Source organism: Hydrogenovibrio thermophilus (assembly GCF_004028275.1).
Classification (GTDB): domain Bacteria; phylum Pseudomonadota; class Gammaproteobacteria; order Thiomicrospirales; family Thiomicrospiraceae; genus Hydrogenovibrio; species Hydrogenovibrio thermophilus.
Genome location: NZ_CP035033.1, coordinates 2105028 through 2128636 on the forward strand (window position 1 = coordinate 2105028; position 23609 = coordinate 2128636).

The window sequence follows — 23609 nt, forward strand, 5'->3', positions numbered from 1 at the left end:
CTGCCACAGGCCCTAACAGCAGAGGATGTTGCACATGACGGAACCCCGACTACAACTGGAAAACATTACCAAACGTTTTCCCGGCTGCCTGGCCAATGACCAGGTGAATCTCAATATATTACCCGGCGAAATTCACGCGTTACTCGGTGAAAACGGTGCCGGAAAGAGCACGCTGGTCAAAATGATCTATGGTCTGCTCAAACCCGATGAAGGTCAGATGCTCTGGGAAGGACAAGCGGTCGACATCGACAGCCCGAAAACGGCCCGCCATTACGGCATTGGCATGGTGTTTCAGCATTTTTCGCTGTTCAATGCCATGACAGTGTTGGAAAACATCGCCGTCGGTATGGACGAAGCCTTTGATTTGAAGGCTTTGGAAAAGCGCATTCTCAACGTTTCCGCCGATTACGGCCTACACATTGACCCGAAAAAACTGATTCACGACCTTTCGGTTGGCGAACGTCAGCGCGTGGAGATCATCCGCTGCTTGCTGCAACACCCGAAACTGCTGATTATGGACGAACCCACCTCGGTTTTAACCCCGCAGGAAGTGGACAAGTTGTTCGTCACTCTGCGCCGTTTATCGTCGGAAGGGGTTTCCATTCTTTACATCAGCCACAAGCTCGACGAAATCAAAACCCTGTGCCATCGTGCCACCATTCTTCGCGGCGGCCAATTCATTCAAGAAATCGACCCCACCCAGGAAACCGCGGCCAGCATGGCACAACTCATGGTCGGCCAAAAAATCATTCCGCCGAAACGCCAATCCAACAAAACCTTTGAAGACGATGTCATTCAAGTGCAGCACTTATCATTGAAGTCCTCGCAACCTTTCGGCAACGATTTAAAAGACATCAATTTCACCATCAGCCAAGGCGAAGTGCTCGGCATTGCCGGGATTGCCGGAAACGGTCAAACCGAATTGCTCTCCGCCCTCAGCGGCGAAGCGGACACCGACGTCGACACCATCATTATTCACGGCCGCCCCAGTGGCAATCTGCCCAGCAACCAACGCCGCATGATCGGCATGGCGTATGTGCCGGAGGAACGGTTGGGCCATGCGTCGGTGCCGGATAATGCCTTGCACGAAAATGCGTTTTTAAGCGGCTATCAAGCCAAAAAACTGCACCATCGCGGCTTTATCAATTTCAAAAAACGCAATGAATACGCGCAAATGGTGTGCGATAAATACAATGTCAAACACGCTGGCATCGGCAGTGCCGCCAAAAGCTTATCCGGCGGGAACTTGCAAAAATTCATCGTCGGACGGGAAATCGAACAAGGCCCCAGCCTGTTGATTGCCGCTCAACCGACCTGGGGCGTCGATGCCGGCGCCGCGGCCGCCATCCACCAATCCATCCTCGATTTGGCGGAAAAAGGCAGTGCGGTGCTGGTGCTGTCGCAGGATTTGGATGAAATTTTCGAGGTCTGTGATTCGGTGTGCGTGATCTACGAGGGCACCTTGTCCGACGCCTACCCGATTTCCGACATCAGTCGCGAAGAAATCGGGTTGCTGATGGGCGGTATCACCACGCCCGAGGGAGGACACAACCATGTGGCTTAAACTGGAAGCACGAAGCCAGCCTTCTAAACGCATGACGTACCTGTCCCCTTTGTTGGCCGTGGTGTTAACGCTGTTTTCCGGCATGATCTTATTCGCGATGATGGGGCACTCCCCGCTTGAAGGCATTTATGTCTTTTTCGTCGAGCCGGTGACCTCGCTTTATGGCCTCGGCGAACTGGCCGTCAAAGCCACGCCGCTCGTCTTGATTGCCATAGGCTTGGCCATCGGGTTCAAGGCCAATGTCTGGAACATCGGTGCCGAAGGCCAATTGGTCATGGGCGCCATTGTTGGCGGCGGTTTAGCGCTCTATTTTCACGAATCCGACAGCGCCTGGTTACTGCCCAGCATGATCGTCTTCGGCGCTTTGGGCGGTATGCTCTGGGCCGCGATTCCGGCCTGGTTGAAAACACGCTTCAACACCAACGAAATTTTGACCAGCCTGATGCTCACCTACGTCGCCATTCTGTTATTGAATTACATGGTCAACGGCCCTTACCGCGATCCGACCGGCTACAACTTCCCGGAATCCCGTCTGTTTCAAGACGCCGCTTTATTGCCAACCTTACTGGAAGGCACGCGCCTCAATCTAGGCAGTGTCATCACGGTAATGATTCTGGCCGGACTGTGGGTCATGTTGGCCAGAACCATTATCGGTTTCCAGGTGCATGTTGTCGGCCAAGCGCCGCAAGCCGCGCATTACGCCGGTTTTAATCATAAGAAAATCATTTGGTTCACCTTTCTGCTCAGTGGCGGGCTGGCGGGCATCGCCGGCTTGATGGAAGTCGCCGGCCCCATCGGTCAACTGTTACCAAGCATTTCACCCGGCTATGGGTTTACCGCCATCATCGTGGCTTTTCTAGGGCGATTACACCCGGTCGGCATTTTACTGGCCGGGCTACTCATGGCGCTGTCCTATCTGGGCGGCGAAACGGCCCAGATTGAAATGGGACTGCCTGTCGCCTTGACCGGCGTCTTCCAAGGCCTACTTTTGTTTTTCTTACTGGCTTCGGACGTCTTGATTCGCTACCGGGTTAAATGGAACCGCGTTCCCAAAGGAGAGCACTGATGGATTTCTCACTTGATACAACCTCCTTAATTATTGTCACCATTATCACCGCGGCCACGCCGTTATTGCTCGCCGCGCTCGGCGAACTGGTCAACGAAAAATCCGGCGTACTAAACCTGGGACTGGAAGGCATGATGGTGGTGGGTGCCGTAATGGCCTTTTTGACGGTGACGTCAACCGGCAGTGCCACCCTGGCGATCATCGTCGCCATTTTATCCGGCATGGGAATGGCGCTGATTTTCAGCGTGCTCACCTTATCGTTACAATCCAACCAAGTGGCAACGGGATTAGCCCTAACCATTTTCGGTTTGGGTTTGAGTTCGTTAATCGGCATCAATCTGGTCGGGATGGCCTATGATGGTTTACCGAAATTGAACATTGCTTTTCTCAGCGACCTTCCATTTTTTGGCAATGTTCTGTTCAGCCACGACATTTTGGTCTACTTCTCCATTGTGATGGTATTCGTCACCTATTGGTTTCTTAATAAAACCAAATATGGCTTGGTTTTACGCGCCGTCGGCGAATCCCATGACGCAGCCCACTCCATCGGCTACCCGGTGATTAAAATTCGCTATATGGCCGCTCTTTACGGCGGCGCCATGAGCGGTTTGGCGGGCGCTTACCTTTCCCTGGCCTATTCCCCTATGTGGGCGGACAATATGACCGCCGGGCGCGGTTGGATTGCCCTGGCATTGGTGGTGTTTGCGATGTGGATGCCGTCTCGGGTGCTATTGGGAGCTTACATGTTCGGCGGCATCACGATTTTACAACTTCACGGGCAAGGCATGGGCATTGATATGCCCTCCGAATTCCTGTCCATGTTGCCGTATCTGGCGACAATTATCGTCCTGGTGCTGATTTCCCGCCAAGCGCAAAACAATTACGCACCGGCGTGCTTAGGCAAACCTTTCCATTCCATACGCTAAGCCTTCCGCCCTTCGTTAAAAACCACCAGGCCTGGTGGTTTTTAACGTTCGAATATGTCTACCGTCAACCTCTCCGATAAGCGTCTGCTCGCCATTCTGATTTAACACGCGTCCGCCCCATCCCTTAAAGCCAGCAAGCCGAGCAAGAGGTTAGATGCGTTATCCTCGTCCTCCCGGCCCCCACATCTGGATAGGGTCAATGACGTAATCTCGACACACAGCCGTTTGGATTAAGGCAACGCCAGTTGCGCTCTCAAGGCCTCATTTTGACGCGCTCTCTAGACACCATAAGAAAGGAAGCACTTGCCGCTCGAAAGGCGCAAGGGATTAAGAGCTTAAGATCGTAAGGCGAGGAATGATGATTCAGCAGCTGGCAAGCTGGCTAAGCCCAGTTGTTTAGAGACCGGCTCGACACTGCGAAACACTTGTGACAGGCATAAAAAAAAAGCGGCTAAAAAGCCGCCTTCCGTTCAGGGAAGAAAGGTTAGGATGCAGCAGATTTAGACGTTTCCGTCACCGCTTCATCCTCTTGAACTTCAGCCACAACCGTTTTATCGGGTAAAATGAAGCTCATAATAATCGCTGTCAAACCGCCAAGCGTCACGGCTGAACCAAGAACGTTCTGTACCAATGTAGGCATTTCTTTCATGACATCCGGGTTAAAGGCGACCCCTAAACCGGCACCAAAGGACACGGCCATAATCAGCAACTTACGACGATCCAAATGCTCGGAAGCCAGAATCTTCACACCCGCCGCGGCCACCGTACCGAATAGAACCAAGGTGGCCCCACCCAAAACCGGCTTCGGCATATTTTGCAAAACGCCACCGATGATAGGGAACAACCCCAAAATAACCAGCATACCAGAAACGAAATAGGCAATATAACGACTGCCAACACCGGTCAACTGAATAACCCCATTGTTCTGACTGAAGGTGGTATTCGGGAAGGTGTTCAGCACCGCCGCAATCATCGAGTTCACACCATCCGCCAAGACACCGCCTTTAATACGAGACATGTACAACGGCCCCGAAATCGGTTGCTTGGACACCATCGAGTTGGCCGTCAAGTCGCCCGTCGATTCAATCGCGGTAATCAAATAAATCAAGGCCACCGGAATAAACGCACCCCAATCAAATGAGAAACCATACTTAAACGGAATCGGGAAGTTCATCAGCGGTAACGTGGCCAAGTTATCAAACGACAGTTTGCCCATCAGGCCAGCCACGATAAAACCAACGCCCAAGCCAATGATGATCGCCGACAGACGAATCCAGGCATTGGATGAACGGTTCAGAACAATGATAATCGCCAAGACCAACAGCCCCAGAGAAAGGTTTTCAAGGCTGCCGAAATCCGGGGCTTTAAACCCACCGGCCAAATCAGTAATACCGACTTTAATCAAGCTGATACCGATAATGGTGATGACAATTCCCGTGACCAATGGCGTAATGACACGTTTTAATTTGTGCAGGAATTGACTCAGAAAAATTTCCACAAAGGCCCCAAAAAAGCTGACGCCCAAAATCAGAGCCATAATTTCATCCGGGCCGCCCCCTTTGGATTTCGCGATAAACCCGGCGGCCAGAATGGAACTCAAAAAGGCAAAACTGGTGCCTTGCACACATAACATGCCCGAGCCAATTTTAAATGGACGGCGTGCCTGAATAAAGGTCGCAATCCCCGAGACAATCAATGCCATGCTGATTAAGTAGGGAATATGACTTCCCAACCCCAACACCCCACCGATAATCAAAGTAGGGGTAATAATGCCAACAAAACTTGCCAAAACATGTTGCAGCGCGGCAAAGCTCGACTCTCTAATAGGTGGTCGATCATCTAATCCATAAATGAGATCCGACGAGTCATGATCACTGTTACTCATAAGCTTCTCTCCGTTAAGTCTTTAATCACACAGTACGAAGCCAAAACTTCGAACCTTTCCATAACCCAACAGCAATTAACTAACCATTCTTACAATAAATTGAAAACAATTTTAAAAAAATAAAAATACTTTAAAATCAATGCCTTGAAGTACAAAAAAACCAACACAGTAAATTATATTTACAAAATATTGTTCACAATAATAAAAATTATTGCACTCACAACGAGAATGCACGCACTAAAGCTGTGCAATTTTCAAGCGTTATGCGCCCGTTAACACTCTGTTTTTACGACTAAAACGCATTAATTTTTCCAAATAATGTGCTTTTCGTTCCTGTGGCAGAAAACTCGCTTCAAAACTGTTCTTGGCCAACTCAATCAACTGGTTCGGTTTGAGCTGAAAGGCTTCTTGTACGGCTGTAAAGTTCTCAACCAAATAGCCGTCAAAATACGCCGGATCATCGGAATTCACCGTCACCTTCAAGCCCAGATTCATCATTTTCAACAACGGATGTTCGGAAACCTTCTCCACCACTTTCAGCTTTAAGTTAGACAAAGGGCAAAGCGTCAAAGGCATCTGCATTTCCCGCAGTTTGGCCACTAACTTCATGTCCTGCAAGGCATTGTTACCATGATCGATACGCTCCACTCGCAGCACTTCGACGGCGCCTCGTACGTAACTGGCATCGCCTTCTTCACCCGCATGTGCCACCAGGCGAAAACCGGCTTGCCGTGCTTTTTGATACAGCGATCGAAATTTCTCCGGCGGGTTATTGCGCTCCGACGAATCCAATCCTATTCCGACAATATAATCTTGATAGGCAATCGCTAAATCCAACGCCTTCAAACCATCGTCTTCGTCCAGGTGCCTTAAGATTGATAAAATCAACTGCGACTCGACCTGTAAATCGGTTTTCGCTTGCTGCATGGCACGGATAATGCCCTTCAGTACCGTTTCAAACGCAATGCCTCGTGACAAATGCGCCTGCGGATCAAAGAACATTTCCACATAGACAATGTTCTGGTCTGCGCAACGCTGCAGGTAATGAAACGTCAGGTCAAAAAAATCCTGTTCGGTCTGCAGCACCGCCATGCCCTGGTAATAGACATCCAGAAACGACTGCAAATCTTGGAAATCATAAGCGGCACGAATGTCGTCTACCGAGTCATATGGCAGCGACAGCCCATTGCGTTTGGCCAAGTCGAACATCAATTCCGGTTCCAAAGTCCCCTCAATATGCAAATGCAGTTCGGCTTTGGGCATCTTTTCAATCAAATTTTGTATTTTCATCTCAACATCCAGATACAAAAAAGGGGCGGAAAACCGCCCCATTGTTCAAAGTTCCAACTCAAATTGATTTTTAGTTAAGTCATTCACTACTCTGAGTTTTCACAGAACTTATTTCGGTAAACGGCCTTCAACACCGTCGACATACCAGTCCATGCCCAACAACACCTTGTCGGACAGATGTTCGCCCTCAGGCACCATCAGTTTTCCGTCCTGGTTTTTCAACGGCCCTTGGAAAGGATGTGTTTTGCCGGATTTGATATCGTCAATCGTTTTATTGGCCAAGGCCACCACGTCTTTCGGAACAGCCTCGCTGAATGGGGCAATTGACACCATGCCAGATTTCAAGCCACCCCAAGTGTCTTCAGACTTCCAGTTTCCATCCATCACCGCTTTAACCTGATCGATGTAATACCCACTCCAATCATCGATAATGGCACTCAACTGAGCTTTCGGCGCAAAGGCTTTCATATCCGAGGCCTGGCCAAAACCGTAAATCCCACGTTGTTCAGCCACCTGCAAAGGCGCCGGGGAATCTGTGTGCTGCATAATGACGTCCACACCTTGGTCAATCAAGGCTTTGGCCGCGTCACCTTCTTTGCCCGGGTCATACCAAGAGTTCACCCAAACCACCTTAACGGTCGCATCCGGATTCACACTTTTCAAACCTTGTACGGTCGCGTTAATGCCGCGCACCACTTCCGGAATCGGGAATGAACCGATGTAACCGATGACATTCGATTTCGTCATTTTCCCCGCCACCACACCGGCGACATAACGACCCTCATAAAAACGGGCACTGTAAACACCGACATTCTTCGCGGTTTTATAACCGGTCGCATGTTCGAATTTGACATTCGGATAGCGCTTAGCGACTTTCAATGTCGGGTTCATAAACCCAAAGGAAGTCGTAAAAATAATGTCATTACCGCTTGCGGCCAGCTTGCGAATCACTCGTTCCGCATCGGCCCCTTCCGGCACCTTTTCCACAAAGGTGGTTTTGACTTTATCTCCGAAGGCTTTCTCAACCGCCAAGCGGCCTTGGTTATGTTGATAACTCCAACCGTGGTCACCGATCGGTCCCACATAAACAAACCCGGCTTTAACCGGTTCTTCAGCCAAGGCTGCGGTATTGAACAACCCGAACAACGAGGCGCCCAGCGTCAAAGCCAAGGGTTTTAAAAACGTTCTTCTTTTCATGCAATTCTCCTTTTCAAGGATTCGATGCAAATAACGCTGGTCAGACCAGCGTTATCGTTAAAATGATTCCGTATCGTTCAGTGTCGTATTAGAACGTCCACTTAATAGCCGCCTGCGGCACACTTTCATCAATGTCTGAACCGTATTTATTCATCCAGTAAGACCACTCAACACCGGCATATAGCTGATTTGGCGCGCCCCACAATGCCCCCGCATCGATGAACAGACGAGGTGAAGAGGTGATGTTTTCTTTCTTACCAACATTGTTTTCAGCCGTGGCGTAATCGAAGTAACCTTCAAACACCCACTTGGTTGGCCCCAATTCGAAAGGCGCCATCCAAACTAAAGTCACCTGGAAGGCTTCACTGGTTTCGCCAGAGTAGAAATCCGACTCGCCGATACGTTGATAGAAGTTCACCTTAGCGACCGGTACACCCGGTACATCCAAGTCAAACCCAAGACCGAATAATTTCGCGTTGGTCACGTCACCCAATTCCCAGGTACCTGTTAGGGAAACGTCTTTAACAAAACCGAAAGACAAGTCTTTACCGGTCATTTTTCCAAGAGAGAAACTCGGTGAGAATTCACCATAGAAAGAACTGTCGGAAGAGTTTGGATCCGTCACATCCACGAAGAAGAAGTTAGAACCGTATTTCCAGCCATCCACGTGCTCAAGCGTTAGCACTTGCGTATCGTATTCCGTGTTTGATGGCACACTTTTATATCCAGAGCCATCCAGCAACAACACACTGGTTTTACTCCAGTCAGCTGCCTGGGCAACCGAAGCTCCTAATAGCCCGGCGGATAGCGCCAAGCCTTTCAGAAAGTTCGTTTTTTTAAATAAAGTCATTATCGTTACATCCTTCTACTTGGTTAAATGTGAACAAGATTGTATACAATCAATCTATACGATGGTTAGCAATCAAGATGCCAATGTCATATTTTTTTCACACTTCTCGGGTCAAAAAACCTAACGCAATGATTTTATTAAAAAACTTTTCTAAACTGTCTCCAGGGTTTTTATCAAACAAACATGTTGTATACAATTAATGTATACAATGCACCAAAATCTTCAATCATATTGCACCAGATGCAAACATCTGCACCTCAATGCTAAATTTATTAAGTCACTAAATGATGCGCACCCATTCCGTGCGATTGCATCAAGGCCTCCACATCCAAGTCCAGCAAGGTTCCGTCTTTCACTCGCCACTGCCCTGCCACCATTAAGCGGTCCACTTGATGTGCGCCGCACAACACCAGAGCGGCCAACAGATCACCGGCACCGGAAAAACGGAGTTCATTCAACTTGAACAAAGCCAAATCGGCCTGTTTGCCGACGGCGATTTCGCCGATATCATTCCGTCCCAAGCAAGCGGCTGAACCTGTGGTTCCCCAGCTCAATGCCGTTAAGTGTGTCATTTCATCAGCCTGATAACGCAATCGCTGGATCAACATGGCCTGTCTCAGCTCTTCAATCATATTGGAGCAATCATTCGAAGCTGAACCGTCCACACCGATCCCCACCGCACAACCGGCCGCCTCCAGCTCAAGACCGCGGCAAATGCCCGATGCCAACACCATATTGGACGACGGACAATGACTAATGCCGACACCGGCTTGGCCGAGTCGAGCGATTTCTTCGTCATTAAAATGAATGCCATGCGCCAGCCAAGTACGATGATTCAACCAATCCACTTTTTCCAAATAATCCAGCGGACGCAAACCAAACATCCGCAGGCAGAAATTGTTTTCATCTTCCGTCTCCGCCAAATGCGTATGCAATCGCACATCGTATGCTTCCGCCATGCGTGCCGTTTCCCGCATCAGGTCTTCCGTCACTGAAAACGGCGAACAGGGTGCTAAGGCAATCCGCGTCATGGCCCCATCATCGGCATCGTGATAGGTTTTGATCAGCCGTTCACTGTCGGCCAAAATCGTTTCTTCGGTTTGCACCGTATTCTGGGGCGGCAGCCCGCCTTGCTCTTCGCCCAGGCTCATGGAGCCTCGCGTTAAGTGGGTACGCATCCCCAGTCGTTTGGCGGCCTGCAGCTGAATATCAATGGCCGATTCCAAGCCGTCGGTAAAAACATAATGATGATCGGAGGTCGTCGTACAACCGGACAGCATCAGCTCGGCCATCGCCAGCGTGGAAGCCACTTCCAATTGCTTTTCCTGCAAATTGGCCCACACGGGATAGAGCGTTTTCAGCCACGGAAAGAGACGCTTGTTCAAGGCGTCCGGATGCGCGCGCGTCAAGGTTTGATAAAAGTGATGGTGTACATTGACCAGGCCTGGTAAAACCACCGATTCCGACGCATCGTACACCGAATCCACCGGGATCATCGGGGTTTGCCCCTTTGCCACCAGCTCGACAATTTCCTGACCTCGCACCACCAGGCCACCGTCGGCATTCGCGTCATTAGCGGTAAAAATAGCCAGCGGGTTTTGAATCCAAAGGGTGGAAGTCGTCATCGTCAATGCCTCTTTGTGTTTAACAGGAAATTATGCTCGGAAATAATCTACCGAAAGCCTGCGTGAGAACCACGCCTTAAGGAAAGTACTCGGCAAACTCCGCGAAGGCATCCGTCGAGACCAGTACACCATCCTCGTCGATATACAAGGTATTCGACAAATCGATGTCCAACCCGGCGAAGCGCAATGGCACCGACAAATGACCCGGCCGGGTCAAATGCCCTTTCATCGGGCAGGTGCCCAGTGCCCAAATGCCTAACGGCATGGTTTTCAATAATGCAGAATCACGAATGTAACCGTGAATCAACAGGCCTTTCCAGCCGTTTTTAACGGCTAAGTCAGCCATACGGTCCCCCATCACCGCGCAATAGTCGCCTTCAGCGTCCACCACTAAAATCCGTCCGTGACCGGGTTGTTTAAGAATTTCCCAAAACAAAGCATTGTCGTGTTTGATCTTAAGGGTTTCCACGTCGGCCGACATCCGCGACAACCCACCGAAGGATTTAAAAACCGGTTGTGCGACCTGTAGCAAATCACGGTATTTATCGCAAATATCCGGTGTACCCATTTCCATCAAGGTGTCTCCAAAGTCTCAAGGCCCGCATCATAGTGTGCGGCCAATTTTTTCAAAGCCAATAATGTGGTTTGCAAAGCCGCTTCCGCATCCTCACAAGTCACATCCTCATCCGGGTGATGACTGATGCCGTCTTTGCAGCGCACAAACAACATGGCGATGTCGGTGATTTCCGCCATGGTCATGGCATCATGCCCGGCCCCACTGGCCAGACTGCGCACATGGTTCTTCAATTTCGCAATGGACTGCTCGAATAATTGACGGAATTCGGGGTGACAGTTTTTCGCCGGTGCCAGATGGTATTCTTTCCAGTAAATGTCCACATCCCGCTGCATGCAAATGGCTTCACTGGCCAGAAAAATCAAATTCATGACTTTTTCGCGTAAAGCATCGTCCTCACTGCGAATATCGACTGTAAACTCCACCATACCGGGAATGACATTCACCGCATTCGGATAGACTTTAATGTGCCCGACCGTTGCCACCAACTGGTGGATTTGGGCACTTTTCTCAATCATTAAATTCACTTCCGACGCCGCCGCCAAAGCATCCTGGCGCAATGACATCGGGACGGTACCGGCGTGCCCCGGCTCCCCTTCAATCATCACTTTAAAACGGCGCGCGCCGGCAATGGCCGACACCACGCCTACCGGCAGATTCTCCGCCTCCAACACCGGGCCTTGCTCCATGTGAATTTCCCAAAACCCGAGCAGGTTATCGCCCTTACGCGACGCGGCACGATAGTCCTGCGGATTCAAACCACAAGCTTCCAGCGCAGCGGACAAACTGATGCCTTGTGCATCGGTCAGTTCCAGCGTGTCATCATCCCATTGTCCGACAACGGCACGGCTTCCCAACATGGAGGCTTCAAACCGCACCCCTTCCTCATCACCAAAGCCGACCACTTCCAGGTGAAAGGGCAACTCCAAGCCGGCCTTAACCACTTGGTCGACCACCTCAATGGCGAGCATTACCCCCAAAATACCGTCGAACTTACCGGCATTCGGCACCGTGTCCAAGTGGGAGCCCAGAATCAAGGTGGGGGCATCCGGGTTTGGACAAGCATAGCGACCCCATTGGTTTCCCACCGGATCAACCCAGGTTTCCATTCCGGCTTCCTGCATCCATGCCTCAACCTGTTTCAAACCTTCCATATAAGCCGGTGATAAATACAGGCGGGAAATACCTTTCAGCGTATCGGTGATTTCCGCCAATCGGTTACAACGATCAATCACCCGAGACACTAAGACGCCTCGCCATTGTAGACAGCCATGGCGCGATCAATGCCTTCGCCTTGCGGGAGTTTATGCCCCATGCGGCGCAACACGTTTTCCAACGCGGAAAGCGTGGTTAAAACGGCATCTTTACGAGCGTTATATCCCATGGTACCAATACGCCAGATTTTGCCTTTCAGGTGCCCGAAGGAGGTGCCAATTTCAATGCCGAAATCCAATAACATCGATTGACGCACCGCTTCACCGTCGACGCCTTCTGGAATATACACTCCCAGAACATTGTTCATTTTATTGGCCTGATCCCCGAACAGCTTCAGATTCAACCCTTCCGCCCCGGCGCGCATCGCATCGCCATTTAATTTGTGACGTGCGATGGTGTTTTCCAAGCCTTCCTGCAACACGATGCGAGCGCACTCACGGGCGCAATACAGCATGGAACTGGCTTCGGTGTGGTGATTCAAGCGTTCTTCGCCCCAATAATCCAAAATCATCGGCAAATCGAAATAATTGGAGCGGATAATCTGCCCCTGACTGTCTTGATGGTGCGCATCACGGATGCCCGCTTCGATGTGACGACGCTGGTTAATCACGTCCACAAATCGGTCACTCAAAGTAATCGGCGCACTGCCCGACGGGCCACCCAAACATTTCTGCAAGCCGACCGACACCGCATCCAAGCCCCATTCATCGGCCTTAAACGCATTCCCTACAATCGACGCGGTGGCATCGCTGTACAACAACACATCGTAACGCTGGCAAATCGCGCCCAGTTCTTCCAACGGCTGCAACATGGTGGTCGCGGTATCGCCCTGCACCACCGCCAGCATTTTCGGACGAATGGTTTTAATGGCGTCTTCAATTTGATCCGGCGTAAAGACTTGCCCCCACTCCACATCCAGCGTGTGCACTTCGGCCCCGCAACGATGCGCGATTTCCGTTAACAAATGCCCGAAACGCCCAAACACCGGCACCAGGACTTTATCGCCCGGTTCCAGCGCTGACACCAATACCGATTCAATTCCGGCGCGGGAAGTGCCGTCAATCAACAGCGTCCATTGGTTTTGGGTTTCGAAAATCTGGCGATACAACGCCATTGTCTCGTTCATGTAACTCGTCATCGCCGGGTCATATTGTCCGACCAACTGCGCCGACATGGCACGCAGCACACGCGGGTCGGCGTTGATTGGCCCCGGCCCCATCAGCAAACGCGGTGGCGGATTGATTTGATCAAATGATTCAGACATCTTTTTATACCCCTATGGCTTGAATAAACATACGCACCCCGGTAATCAATAACACAACCGCAAACACCTTTTTCAACGTCTGCGCGGGGAGCTTTTGTCCCAACTTCACACCCAGCGGTGCAAACAGGACCGTTAACGGAACAATCAATAAGAAACTTGGCCAATTCACCAGGCCTACGGTACCAAACGGCGCACTCAGCGGCGCTTGGCCAAACAGAAACATCACGATGGCCCCCGGCAGGGCAATAATCAGCCCGAAGGCTGCGGCCGTGCCCACGGCACGATGCGAAGCAAAACCGAACTTACTCAGCACCGGCACACCAATGGTGCCGCCACCGATACCGGCCATCACCGATAAACCGCCTACCGTCGTGGCGCTGACGCGTTGCCAAAGCCGGCTGGGCAACCGTGCCGCTTCCGATTGTTTATGCAAAAACATCCGTACCGCCACCAACATGGCGATGAGCGCAAATAAAATAATGAAGCCTTCGCTTTGCACTTGCGACACCAGCAGACTGCCCGCCAACACGCCCAACAACATGAAAACCCACCAGGCCTGGATCAAACCGGTATCGACATTGCCTTTTTGACGATGCGCACGTATCGAGGAAATCGATGTGGGAATAATCGTCGCCAGAGAGGTGCCCGTCGCCAAACTCATGGCGTCCATCGGCGTCATACCGACTTGTTGAAAAATAAAATACAACACCGGCACGATGACAATGCCTCCGCCCACACCAAGCAAACCGGCCAACAAACCCGCCACCACACCGGTCACAATCAACGCTGACCAGAAAGGCCACAATTCCACGACTTGAGAAATGTCCATCAATGCACCTCCCCTGTTAGACCCGCCCCGTCACTGCGCGGATCGGAAGCGGCATCCACCCGGCCATCCCCGGACAACACAATCGCCCCGGCATGCCCCATTTTTTCGGACAAACTCGGCACCGTTTGCAATTGATGACCTAACTGTTGCAACGAATCGCCCAGGCGCTCCGCCAACCCGGCTTCCAACTTCAAATCATTCTGCTGATCGCCCCAGGTCCGGCCCAGCAGCCAGCGGTCTTCGGCAATGGCGTCCGCCAATGGCTTTTCGTCATAGGCGTAACGCGTGTAAAGCGCGGCTTGTGTTTGCGGCTGACCTTCTCCGCCCATGGTGCCGTACACCATACGACGACCGTCGTAAAACTCGCACATCGCCGGATTCAAGGTATGAAACGGTTTTTTATTCGGAGCCAAGGCATTCAGGCTGGTTTCGTCAAGACTAAAGCTGGTGCCGCGGTTGTTCCACACCAAGCCGAACTCCGGTATCGTCACCCCACTGCCGAATTCCCAATACAGGCTCTGAATGTAACTGACCATGACGCCATGTTGATCCACCGCGCCCATCCAAACGGTATCGCCAGGCCTGGCGGTTTTTGGCCATGGCATGGCTTGATTCGGCTGTATCGCGTCCAGACAAATGTTCAAAGACGCCTCCGACAGCCAATCCTCTAAAGGCGTGGTCACACGTGAGACATCGGCAATCTGCGCGTCGCGAATTAAAAAGGCTTGCTTGGTGCATTCCACCAAATGATGCACCTTGTCCAGTTCCCCCCAGTCCGGCTGATACAACTTATCGTATAAGGCCAAAATCAATAAGGAAGCCAGACCTTGCGTCGGTGCTCCGACGTTATACAAGGTGCCCAAAGTGGTTTTCGTACTCAAGACTTCCATCGGAACCGCTTGGTATTGGTTTAAATCGTCCGCCTGAATCGGACTGCCGTGGCGGTTTAAAAATGCGCCAATGGCATCGGCGATGTCACCTTGATAAAAACTGTTCAAACCGTCTTCCGCAAGCCGTTTCAGCAAATTCGCCAGGCCTGGGTTTTTAAAGGTTTCCCCCGTTTTTAACGGCTGTCCATCCGGCAAAAACACCTCGGCAAAACCGGGCACGTCTTTGAGGTTTTCGTAAGTTAAAGCGCTGGCATCAGCCAAACTTTCCGTGACGTCGATACCTTGTTCCGCGAAAAAAATCGCCGATTGCAACACTTCTTGCAACGGCCAGTTAGAGAACCCTTTCGCGGTCATCAATTGCCGCGCTTTCTCCCAGCCGGACACCGCGCCAGCCATATCAATCGCCGCCTTCGGGCCACGTGAAGGAATCGTTTCCTCGTCCCGATAAAAGTCCAAATCGGCCGCCGCCGCCGACCAACCGGATGCATCAATCGCGACGGGTTTTTCACCCGGGGATTGGATCAACCAAAAGCCATCGCCCCCCAAGCCCGTCATGTGCGGATACACGGCCGACACCGACGCCGCCGCGGCAATCATCGCGTCCACGGCATGACCGCCTTTTTCCAAAACCGCCAAGCCCGCCTGCGCCGATTGGTGGTGCGGTGCGGTAAACGCCACCTTAGCCATCGTTTACCTCCAATAATCTTTCCGACAACGCAATCAATGCCTTGTCTTGCTGCATGGCACCGAATAACGACACGCCCCAGGGCGCGCCTTGATCTTTTAAAACCGGCAAATGCAGTTGTGGACGCCGAGTCAAACCGGCCAACGCCGTTAACCCCATCAACTCATTTCGATAATCCGCTAGCTCTTCAGGTGTTTCGTCCAACAAAGGCGCCGCACCCGGCGTTGTCGGCATCATGACCACCGTGTCGTCCGATGGCAAATAATCATCAATTTGGCGACGAATACTGGCCCGGTCACGTTCGGCTTGTTCATATTGGGCTTCGGTAATCGTTCGGCACCAATCAAACCGCGCAGCAATGTCACTGCCGAGCACCGGCTTTTCGTTAGTAATCCATTCACCGTGAACCTGCCAGGCCTGAAAGCCTTGCAAGGTGCGATAGGTTTCACTGGCGAACGACAACAAAGATTCGTCCAGTTCAATATGGGATACGGCCTCGAACACGGCCGCTCTGTCTGCCAGCCAATTGGTGGCATCATCCGTCCACAAATGACGGCCCTGGATAATGGGATGGAACACGACCAGCTGTTTTGGCAAGTGTACGGTTTGCGGCGGCAACATCACATCGGCCACCTTAGATAAGGTCTCCAAGTCGCGCGTCATCCAGCCGATGGTATCGAACTGCGGCGCCAACGGCACCATATTGTCCATTTCAATCACACCGTGGGTGGGTCGCAAGCCGAACAGACCATTGTAACTGGCGGGCACTCGAATCGAGCCACCGGTATCCGTGCCCAGTCCGATGTCCGCCAACCCCATGCTCACCGCCACCGCCGAACCGCTACTGGAGCCACCGGGAATACGCCCTTCTGCAGCGTAATTACAAGGTGTACCAAAGTGATAATTGATGCCGTTCAGGCTGTACGCCAGTTCATCGGTTAAGGTTTTCCCGACCAGCTCAACTCCCGCATTCAAAAGTTTTAAAACCGATGACGCCGTCTCATCCGGCACCGGGTGCGATTCTAACCAATGTGGATTCCCTGCCGATGTCGGCACGCCGGCCAGGTGAAACAAATCCTTCACCGCCAAACGCAGGTGATTCAAAGGCCCTTCTTTAACCGGATAAGCCCCTTTTAAATCCAGCACCATGCCATTTAAAACGCTGTTCATTCTGAGTGTTTAAAACCTAAATAAATAATGTACACAATATTGTACACAATATAAATTCAGATAAAAAGCGATAACGACAAACACCCTTGGTTCATCCAAACATTATGCGAAATGAAAAAGAAAGATGGTGCCTCCTCTGTGACTTGAACACAGGACCTACCGATTATGAGTCGGGTGCTCTAACCAACTGAGCTAAGGAGGCAGATTGACGTGCAATTTTTGAAACCCTGATTGATACAGGATGACAGATACAGCGATTGAAAAGGACGATATTATAAAGAAAACGACAGGGTTTTCATCATGTTTTTTGGCGAGCACCCAAATCACTCTCATAAAACGCACTCAAAAACAGGGTTGCCACCTTGTTGCGCAAAAACACCTTATCAAGGTTTATGGCATTAAATCATGGTCGATTTCAGAATACGCGGTGACCTGATTGCGCCCTTTATCTTTTGAGACATACAGCGCTTTATCCGCCTGGGCAAGCAGTGCATCGATATTGGCACTTTCCCGGTTACTTTCAACCACCCCTAGACTGACGGTAAATTGAATAAATTGCTGATTGTGTTCTAACTCGATTTGACTGATTTGCTGGCGAAGAGTTTGCGCTATAGCCAAAGCCTCCATTTCAGCGGTATTGGGTAACAGCACCGCAAATTCTTCCCCGCCTAACCGACCCAACAAATCGGCCGGACGTAGATGGTTTTGAAGCGTGTTGGCAAACGCTTGCAGTGCTTTGTCCCCCAAAGCGTGGCCATAGGTGTCGTTGAGCTTTTTAAAATAATCGATATCGAGCATAATCAAACTCAACGGCGTTTTTTGCTGATACGACTGATCCAACATCTGTTGCCCGAAGTCAAAAAACGCACGGCGGTTGCTGAGATGCGTCAGCGGGTCGCTGTAAGCGAGTTTTTCCGCACTTTCCTTGGCCTGTTCTAAATCGAACGTACGGGCCTTGACCTTTTCATCCAACTCTTGGTTTAGCTTTAACAACTCGTGTTGGTGCCCGTTCAATCGCTGAATCATTTGGTTGTAACTGTCTTTTAAAATGAGCAGTTCGTTTTTATCCGTCCACGGGATTTCCAGTTCTATCGGTTGCGGAGATTGGGTGTTTTGCTGCTGAATCTTCAGGGTAAATTCTTCCAGTGGTCGCCCCAAGTATTTTTTGATAAAGAAATAAATAATGAACCAAAGCGCGAAGGTTTTGATTAAGGAGTTAATCAGAATCAGAAAGAAGCCGTATTTGACCCGTTCAAATACCAGATGGTCATTGGAATAAAGCGTCACTTGCCCTAAAAGAATATCTTCGTCAAACGCCGGGCCTTGATAGTGAATGGGAAATTGGTAATCGAAAAGCGATTTGGCGCCCAACCCGAACAGCTGCTGCTCTGTGGGGTTGCCCATCGAGTCAAAGTAGGTGACTTCGTTTTGTTCATTGAATACGGTGCCGATCTGCAAGTCCATCTTGTGGTCGAGCGATTCAATTTTAACCCCCACCACGATGGGAAGGTTGTACATGCCCTGTAAAATCGAGCGTAGCAGCTCCTGATTGTACGTCCAAACCGAATCGGAAATGCCCTTACCAAAGGTGGCCGGTAAGGTTTGAATTTCTTCATAAAACTCTTTTTTGGTGTTTTCGTATTCTTTGTAAAGCTGAATCACCGTCACCAGTACCGCCACCAAAAAATAAAACCCGAAGATGACGGTCAACAGGTGGAGCGCAATGGATTGACGATAACGGTTCAGTAAGCCACGCATTTAAGTCATCATACTTTATTGTGCTTGCCAATCTTGAATGCCGTAACGTTCCAGCAATTCTTGTAAACGGCCGCTTTTTCGCATTTTCAGCGTTTCTTCCGAAAGGATTTTGGCGTATTCCGCGGACTTGGGATTTTTAGGCGAGAAACTGCTGTAAACGTCAATCACGGCGCTGGTGGTGCCGGACACTTTCAACTGATCGGATTTACCCATTTGTTTGGCCTTATATTCCAAAACGATTTTGTCTTCAATGATGGCGGTCAAACGGCCATTGATGAGCATTTCAATTAATCTTTCCAGAGGCTTTTCGCCGGTAATGGCCAGAACATTTTCCGGATTTTGATTAATGTAGTCCATCACCGTCGGATCCACATAATCGTACCCTTTGATGATGCCGATCATTTTCGCTTGCTTGAGCGAGTCGGTTCCGGTATAGCGCCAGGACGCGTCTTTCTGACTGAAAAAGGTGCTGTTGCTTTTCCCTAACGGAAAATCGGGAAACACGAAATCCGGCGCTTCTTCTCGGAAGCAGGCCATGGTGCCGTCCAGCTTGCCTTCTCTAATCAGTTGCAAACCTCGGTAATAAGAAACCTCGACAAACTCCACCTCATGCCCTCTCGCTTTCAGTGCCTCCTCCATCAAATCGCCCAAATAACCGACCTTGCCTTGGTTTTGACTGGGAATGCAGTCGTAAGGGCACCATTCATCGGTCGCGATGCGAAGGGTATCCGAAAACGCATAAGTGGGGAGAATGACCATAAGACAGGTCAATATCAAGCCGAAGCTCAGAGAGGTTTGGGGTTGCTTGGCTTCCGCACGCATGGTGATACTCCAAATAAAAGTAAGGTTTTTCCATTATAGGGTTTCCACCCGAATACTTCCATAAGAGTTATTTCGAATGAAATGCGTGATTCATTGACCGAATAAAATGGCGTTAGAGGCGAGAACAGGTCAGAAATGAAAACGTTGGAAAGAAATGAAAAAACCACCAGGCCTGGTGGTTTTTCAGATGCTCATTACGGGCTTGCCGGTAATGTTTGTCGTGATGTGAACGGCTTAAAATCAGTCCAAAAAGCTTTTCAAACGCTCGGCACGACTTGGATGACGCAGTTTGCGCAGGGCTTTGGCTTCGATTTGACGGATACGCTCACGCGTTACGTCAAACTGTTTACCAACCTCTTCCAACGTGTGGTCGGTGTTCATGCCCAAACCGAAACGCATACGCAACACTTTAGCTTCGCGCGGCGTCAAGGTGCTGAGCATTTCACGAACGGTTTCGCCCATGCCTTCCAAATCGGCGGAATCCTGCGGAGACAGGATATTGGAATCTTCGATAAAGTCGCCCAATGAGGAATCTTCATCGTCACCGACCGGGGTTTCCATGGAAATAGGTTCTTTGGCGATTTTCATCACTTTGCGAACCTTGTCTTCCGGCATTTCCATTTCTTCGGCCAGTTCTTCCGGCGTCGGTTCACGCCCCATTTTTTGCAACAACTGACGCTGGATTCGGTTCAGCTTGTTGATGGTTTCAATCATGTGCACCGGAATACGGATGGTACGCGCCTGGTCGGCAATCGAACGGGTGATGGCCTGACGAATCCACCAAGTCGCGTAAGTGGAAAACTTGTAACCACGACGATATTCGAACTTTTCCACCGCTTTCATCAGGCCGATGTTGCCTTCCTGAATCAAGTCCAGGAATTGCAGGCCACGGTTGGTGTATTTTTTGGCGATGGAAATAACCAGACGCAGGTTGGCCTCAATCATTTCACGCTTGGCAACACGCGCCTGACTCTCGGCCTTGCTCAAATCCTTGTAGATGGTTTTGAATTCGTTGATCGGCATTTTTTCCGATTTTTCAATCATCGCCAAACGCTTTTGCGCGCGCTTCACTTCGGAACGCACCGCTTCCAACGCATCGGCTTTATCCGAATGCGCTTCTTTCAAACGATCAATCAATTCGTAATCGGTTTCGGAACCGACGAACAGTTTCAAGAAGCTAGGACGCGGCACACCGGCTTGACGCATCGCCGCATTCACGATGTTACGCTCCTGCTCGCGAATACCGGCGATTTTCATTTTGATGGTCTTGATCGTACGGTTGACGAACACCGGCGACAATTTGACCGTCGCCAACAATTCAACGACTTTCGCACGCTGCTTGACCGACTTCGGATCGGAATAGCCTTTTTCGGCTTCCATCTTTAACGTTTCGGTATTCAGCTTGTCGAGATTTTTCAAGAACTCGTCCAGCTCTTCCTGATTGATACCGTCTTCTTTCGGCTCACCGGAATCATTATCCGGCGACAATTCTTCAATCGGAATATCGACCAGGTCTGACGGACGTACAAACCCTTGAATCAAGTCGGCGGTTTTCCCTTCCCCTTCGTCGATGCGAGAGAAAGAGTTCAACAAATCGGTCGCGACCACCGGGTATTTCGCCATGGCTTCCAGCATGTCGCGGATGCCGTATTCGATACGCTTGGCAATCTCAACCTCGCCCTGACGCGTCAACAGTTCGACCGACCCCATTTCGCGCATGTACATACGCACCGGATCGGTGGTACGACCGAATTCGGCATCGACTTCCGCCAGTGCCAAAATCGCGGCCTCAGCGGCGGCATCGTCGAAGGTTTCACCTTCTTTGGTCAAAAGTTCGTCGGAGTCCGGCGCGGATTCGAACAATTGAATCCCGAAATCCCTTAGAATCGTTAATACTTGTCCAAGCTGATCTTCCTCGATATCATCCGGCAGAACATCGTTCACGTCGGAAAACGTCAAGTAACCCAGATCCTTGGCTCTTTCAATCAAGTCAATTAACTGCTGCTTTCTTTCTACTCTTGTCATCTTTGCCTCAATTTTAGATTCTAAGGAAGGAACCGAACCCTCCAAAAAATAGAACAGAATATTATACTAGATTTTCAATAAGATTTTGAATTTTCATCAAAATCAAACCTGGAAACAGACTGAATTAAACCGCGCGAATCTCAATCGTTTTTGCCCATTAACTTTTCCGTTAGGGCCTTTCTGTCGCGCTCTTTCTGCAGCTCGGTTCCAATTCTCAGCACGATGGCTTTAAATTCATTTTCGATAAACGTATCGTCGTTTTGTATTTCAATGCCGTGAACCTGTTTCAACACCCGTTCACGCGGGGCTTCACCCAACCAGGCTGTGACGGCTTCCGGCACATAATTATTGGCCTGCAATACCTGTACCAATTGCGCCAAAAAGCGGTATTCGGCATTATCGGAGCGCTTCAAATCCGCAATCAAAGCTTCGGAAAACACGCCGCCCCACGACGGCCTTGCCAGTAACAGGCGAATCAGCTTCAACACCACACTGGTGGCTTTCAAATTCACCGGTTTTTCGGGTTGCTTAGGCGCTTTCTTTGCCGTGGACGACACCCGTATCCCCATCACCTGCCCCAGACGCCATACCGGCATTTCCACATAATCCGATAGGATTTTGGTCAGCAAATCCGGCATCGCGTCCGGTGCCGACACAATATATGGTTTGGCCAATGCGATCAATTGTTGTTGCCCTTCAGCGCTCGACAACGGCAAGCCGAGCCGCCCGATCAAGCCTTTAAACAGGAAATCGGACAAGGTCATGGACTGCTTGACCCGTGCCTTGAAGCCGTCCACGCCCTCTTTGCGAACGGTGGAATCCGGGTCTTCGCCCTGATCCAAAAACAAAAACCGCACCGAGCGGGTACCGACCATATTCGGCAAGGCCAGCTCCAAGGCCTTCCAGGCGGCTTTCTTGCCCGCTTCGTCGCCGTCAAAACAGAACACCACTTCGTTCACTTGGCGAAACAGAATATCCAAATGTTCCGCCGTGATCGCCGTTCCCAATGTCGCCACCGCATTGCGAATGCCGAACTGCGCCAGTGCCACCACGTCCATATAACCTTCCACCACCAGAATATGGTCGGGGTTCTCACGCGACTGGCGCATTTCATACAGGCCATACAAGGTGTATGTCTTATGGAATATGGGCGTTTCCGGCGAATTCAAGTACTTAGGCTGATCTTCCGGCGTCAAAACCCGTCCGCCGAACGCCACAACCCGGCCCCGGCCGTCCCGAATCGGGAACATGATACGGTGCCGAAAACGATCGTAGGTCTTACCGTCGTCTTTTTGCACCAGCATACCGGTTTCCACCAGCTGCTGTTTCAACGTCGCGTCGGCTTTCAAGCCGGACACCAGACTGTCCCAACCCGGCGGCGCAAAACCGATGACAAAGGTTTTGGCGATTTCGGAGGTCAGGCCGCGTTGCTTAAGATATTGCTTGGCTTCCTCAGAGGCGGGGTGATTCTTCAATTGCTGGCGGTAGAACTTGGTCACGGCGTGCATCACGTCGTATAAATCCCGCGAGGCCTGTTGTTGCTTGGCTTCTTTCGGAGTCAACTTCTCGCGCGGCACTTCCATGCCGTTCATCGCGGCCAACGTTTCCACTGCTTCAACAAATGTCAAACCGTCGTATTCCGTCAGAAACTTGATGGCATCGCCACTGGCCCCACAACCAAAGCAATGATAAAACTGCTTTTGCGGATTCACGTTAAAGGACGGTGTTTTTTCGTCGTGGAACGGGCAACAGGCTTTGTAGGTGCTACCGGCTTTCTTCAACGGCACCCGTTGATTAATCACCTGTACGATGTCCGCCCGAGCCAGCAGGTCTTCGATAAAGGAACGCGGGATACTGCCCTTAGGCGACTTTCCAACCACTTACCGTCACTCCTTCAACTTGGTCTGAACACAGCTTATCCACAGAAAAATACACATCCCTTAAACGCAAAAAACCCGCCGGTGCATACACCTG

At 50.7% G+C, this 23609-nt stretch carries 18 protein-coding genes and 1 tRNA gene; 3 read left to right on the plus strand and 16 right to left on the minus strand.

Features of this window, described 5'->3' with window-relative positions:
• Positions 1 to 34: 34 nt before the first annotated feature.
• The 3 genes from EPV75_RS09880 to EPV75_RS09890 are packed head-to-tail and all read left to right on the plus strand — an operon-like array spanning position 35 to position 3556.
• A complete protein-coding gene (locus tag EPV75_RS09880) occupies positions 35 to 1564 on the plus strand; it encodes an ABC transporter ATP-binding protein (RefSeq protein ID WP_128385278.1) in 1530 nt (509 codons plus the stop codon).
• Positions 1554 to 2630, plus strand: a complete 1077-nt coding sequence (locus EPV75_RS09885; RefSeq protein ID WP_128385279.1) for an ABC transporter permease — start codon at positions 1554 to 1556, stop codon at positions 2628 to 2630. The genes EPV75_RS09880 and EPV75_RS09885 overlap by 11 nt, the downstream gene beginning before the upstream one ends.
• A complete protein-coding gene (locus tag EPV75_RS09890) occupies positions 2630 to 3556 on the plus strand; it encodes an ABC transporter permease (protein WP_128385280.1) in 927 nt (308 codons plus the stop codon). The genes EPV75_RS09885 and EPV75_RS09890 overlap by 1 nt, the downstream gene beginning before the upstream one ends.
• A gap of 484 nt (positions 3557 to 4040) precedes the next feature.
• Here the strand turns inward: EPV75_RS09890 and EPV75_RS09895 are convergent, their stop codons facing one another.
• The 16 genes from EPV75_RS09895 to dnaG all read right to left on the minus strand — a co-directional run bounded on the left by EPV75_RS09895 (position 4041) and on the right by dnaG (position 23515).
• Positions 4041 to 5441 (minus strand): nucleobase:cation symporter-2 family protein, encoded by a 1401-nt coding sequence (locus EPV75_RS09895; protein ID WP_128385281.1) that lies wholly within the window; start codon positions 5439 to 5441, stop codon positions 4041 to 4043.
• Positions 5442 to 5702: 261 nt separating this feature from the next.
• A complete protein-coding gene (locus tag EPV75_RS09900; RefSeq protein ID WP_225972314.1) occupies positions 5703 to 6731 on the minus strand; it encodes an adenosine deaminase in 1029 nt (342 codons plus the stop codon).
• A gap of 108 nt (positions 6732 to 6839) precedes the next feature.
• Positions 6840 to 7928 carry a BMP family ABC transporter substrate-binding protein gene (locus EPV75_RS09905; RefSeq protein ID WP_128385282.1) on the minus strand — a complete coding sequence of 363 codons (1089 nt, stop codon included), beginning with the start codon at positions 7926 to 7928 and terminating at the stop codon, positions 6840 to 6842.
• Between the two features lie 88 nt (positions 7929 to 8016).
• Positions 8017 to 8778: a DUF5020 family protein gene (locus EPV75_RS09910; RefSeq protein ID WP_068649348.1), complete on the minus strand. Its 762-nt coding sequence runs from the start codon at positions 8776 to 8778 to the stop codon at positions 8017 to 8019.
• A gap of 272 nt (positions 8779 to 9050) precedes the next feature.
• Positions 9051 to 10403, minus strand: a complete 1353-nt coding sequence (locus EPV75_RS09915) for an 8-oxoguanine deaminase (RefSeq protein ID WP_128385283.1) — start codon at positions 10401 to 10403, stop codon at positions 9051 to 9053.
• 76 nt (positions 10404 to 10479) lie between these two features.
• Positions 10480 to 10977, minus strand: coding sequence for a ribonuclease E activity regulator RraA (rraA, locus tag EPV75_RS09920; protein ID WP_128385284.1), 498 nt, complete (start codon positions 10975 to 10977; stop codon positions 10480 to 10482).
• On the minus strand, positions 10977 to 12221 hold the full coding sequence (locus tag EPV75_RS09925) for an allantoate amidohydrolase (protein WP_225972315.1): 1245 nt from the start codon (positions 12219 to 12221) through the stop codon (positions 10977 to 10979). Before EPV75_RS09925 ends, rraA begins: the two co-directional genes overlap by 1 nt.
• The gene (locus EPV75_RS09930) at positions 12221 to 13456 is read right to left on the minus strand and encodes a pyridoxal-phosphate-dependent aminotransferase family protein (RefSeq protein WP_128385285.1); all 1236 of its coding nucleotides are present in this window, start codon (positions 13454 to 13456) and stop codon (positions 12221 to 12223) included. The genes EPV75_RS09925 and EPV75_RS09930 overlap by 1 nt, the downstream gene beginning before the upstream one ends.
• 4 nt (positions 13457 to 13460) lie before the next feature.
• Positions 13461 to 14285: a sulfite exporter TauE/SafE family protein gene (locus tag EPV75_RS09935; protein ID WP_128385286.1), complete on the minus strand. Its 825-nt coding sequence runs from the start codon at positions 14283 to 14285 to the stop codon at positions 13461 to 13463.
• The gene (locus EPV75_RS09940) at positions 14285 to 15862 is read right to left on the minus strand and encodes a gamma-glutamyltransferase family protein (protein WP_128385287.1); all 1578 of its coding nucleotides are present in this window, start codon (positions 15860 to 15862) and stop codon (positions 14285 to 14287) included. Before EPV75_RS09940 ends, EPV75_RS09935 begins: the two co-directional genes overlap by 1 nt.
• Positions 15855 to 17030 (minus strand): amidase, encoded by a 1176-nt coding sequence (locus tag EPV75_RS09945; RefSeq protein ID WP_128385288.1) that lies wholly within the window; start codon positions 17028 to 17030, stop codon positions 15855 to 15857. The genes EPV75_RS09940 and EPV75_RS09945 overlap by 8 nt, the downstream gene beginning before the upstream one ends.
• Before the next feature lie 125 nt (positions 17031 to 17155).
• A tRNA-Ile gene (locus EPV75_RS09950) sits at positions 17156 to 17232 on the minus strand.
• A gap of 188 nt (positions 17233 to 17420) precedes the next feature.
• Positions 17421 to 18788 (minus strand): diguanylate cyclase, encoded by a 1368-nt coding sequence (locus tag EPV75_RS09955; RefSeq protein ID WP_128385289.1) that lies wholly within the window; start codon positions 18786 to 18788, stop codon positions 17421 to 17423.
• A 15-nt stretch (positions 18789 to 18803) separates the two neighbouring features.
• A complete protein-coding gene (locus tag EPV75_RS09960) occupies positions 18804 to 19610 on the minus strand; it encodes a substrate-binding periplasmic protein (protein ID WP_128385290.1) in 807 nt (268 codons plus the stop codon).
• Between the two features lie 240 nt (positions 19611 to 19850).
• Entirely contained in the window at positions 19851 to 21635 is a 1785-nt protein-coding gene (rpoD, locus tag EPV75_RS09965; RefSeq protein WP_029938749.1) for an RNA polymerase sigma factor RpoD, read from the minus strand.
• A gap of 140 nt (positions 21636 to 21775) precedes the next feature.
• A complete protein-coding gene (gene dnaG / locus EPV75_RS09970) occupies positions 21776 to 23515 on the minus strand; it encodes a DNA primase (RefSeq protein ID WP_128385291.1) in 1740 nt (579 codons plus the stop codon).
• Between the last annotated feature and the right edge of the window lie 94 nt (positions 23516 to 23609).